We start from the raw sequence: 1,626 nt of genomic DNA, 5'->3' as shown, positions 1-1,626 counted from the left end.
CCGGGAGGCGTCCAGGCGGGCTGGCGCCTCACCTGGGCCACGTCGATGCCGTCCAGCAGCATGGCCAACTGCGTGGCGTCCAGCGTCACCGCCTGCGCGCCCGCGTCCACCGGCGGCAGCCGGAAGCGGCCCGTCTCCAGTCGCTTATAGAGGAGCACGAAGCCGCCCCGACTCCACGTCAGCACTTTGACTCGGTCGCCCTTGCGCGAGACGAAGGCGAAGAGGTGCCCCGAGTAGACGTCCTCGCCCCACGCGCTACGCACCAGGGCCATGAGGCCGTCGATGGACTTGCGCATGTCCACCGGCTCCACCGCCAGCACCACGCGCACCGACGCAGGCAGTGCGAACACGGCCTACCGCCCCAGCGCCGCGACGAGCCGGGCCACGTACCCCACGTCGGTGCCCACGGCGAAGCGCACCCGCGCCCCGCTCGCGGCCACCACCTCCAGCAGGCACTCCGTCGCCACCGGAGGCGGTGCCACCTGCACCGGCAACAGCCGCACGGTTTCCGCTCGCGCCCGCGCGGCTCGTCGATGCCGGTACACCCACGACTGCAACGTGCTCAGTCGCATGCCGTGCGCCGACGCGAACTCGCGCTGCGTCTGCCCGCTCGCCTCGAAGGCCTCCGCGATACGCGCCCACTCCGGCTTCTCCACCTGCTTCGCCATGCCCGGAAGCGTCCGCCGCACGCCGCTACGTCGGCAATCCCTCACGGCACGTCGTTGGCCGGACGGATACCGCGTAAGTGCTGCGTTGCTCATGTCCCGTTGCTCCCATTGGTGGCGGACGTCAACTGATGTCCTCGACAACTCAATGGGGGCAGTTGTGACCTGCGGGCATTGGAATTCCTGAATGCGCGACGGGTTGGTTGTTGAAGTTGCGGATGCCTGCCAACGCGAGTGCATCGGGAATTTATCCGAGTGAGCCATTTCCGACCTCGCAGTGGGCTATTGTGGCTTGGCAGTAGCTGAGGGCTTATCGTCGGGCGCTGAACCCAGCGCCTTTAACAAGCGCAACAACAATGCGGCAGACGGAGAGACAGGTGTCTTTGAGTATTAATGGATTGCTGACTCAGAAGTCGTTTTTGGAGAAGTTTAATATCCCGATTGATAATTTCAAAAAGAGCGGGATTGAATGGTCGAAGCTAGAGAAAATACATGCCGACTATGTGCGTAAAATGCAGAGTTTGCTGCCAACGCTGAACTACGTAAGAGAGCAGTTGGGTTCGGCCGAGGGAGTGCATTCAATTAAGGCTAGGCTCAAAGATCCCGAGCATCTGATTGAGAAAATCATCAGGAAGTCAATTGAGAGTCCTGGAAAAGCCATCTCGATAGAGAATTATCGTGAGCATGTGACCGATCTCATCGGGATTAGGGTCCTTCACTTGTTTAAGGCTGATTGGATTCCTATTCATGATTTTATTGCCAAGCAATGGACGCTCGCGGAACAAGCCGAAGCCAAGGTTCGGGATGGAGATGATGCCGAATTTATTGCGCAGCTTGAGGCCCGGGGGTGCGCTATCAAGCGAACTCGCGCTGGATATAGATCGGTTCACTATCTGATTGAGTCTAATCCTGGGAAAGAGAAGTTTCTTGCTGAAATTCAGGTGAGGACGCTTTTTGAGGA

General features: G+C 59.8%; 3 protein-coding genes. 1 reads left to right on the top strand and 2 read right to left on the bottom strand.

Translation table 11 applies throughout. The features are described 5' to 3' along the window. Window positions 1–350 (bottom strand): IS66 family insertion sequence element accessory protein TnpB (tnpB, locus tag K8556_RS38770; protein WP_223745168.1); only part of this gene is annotated, 350 nt, incomplete at its 3' end. A gap of 3 nt (window positions 351–353) precedes the next feature. Continuing rightward, window positions 354–689, bottom strand: coding sequence for an IS66 family insertion sequence element accessory protein TnpB (locus K8556_RS38765; RefSeq protein ID WP_223745167.1), 336 nt, complete (start codon window positions 687–689; stop codon window positions 354–356). 374 nt (window positions 690–1,063) lie between these two features. Here K8556_RS38765 and K8556_RS38760 point away from each other — a divergent pair. Continuing rightward, a partial coding sequence (locus tag K8556_RS38760) for a RelA/SpoT domain-containing protein (protein WP_223745166.1) occupies window positions 1,064–1,626 on the top strand: 563 nt, incomplete at its 3' end.

Source organism: Corallococcus sp. AS-1-12, from assembly GCF_020036995.1.
GTDB lineage: Bacteria > Myxococcota > Myxococcia > Myxococcales > Myxococcaceae > Corallococcus.
This window is presented reverse-complemented; position numbering and strand designations above follow the sequence as displayed.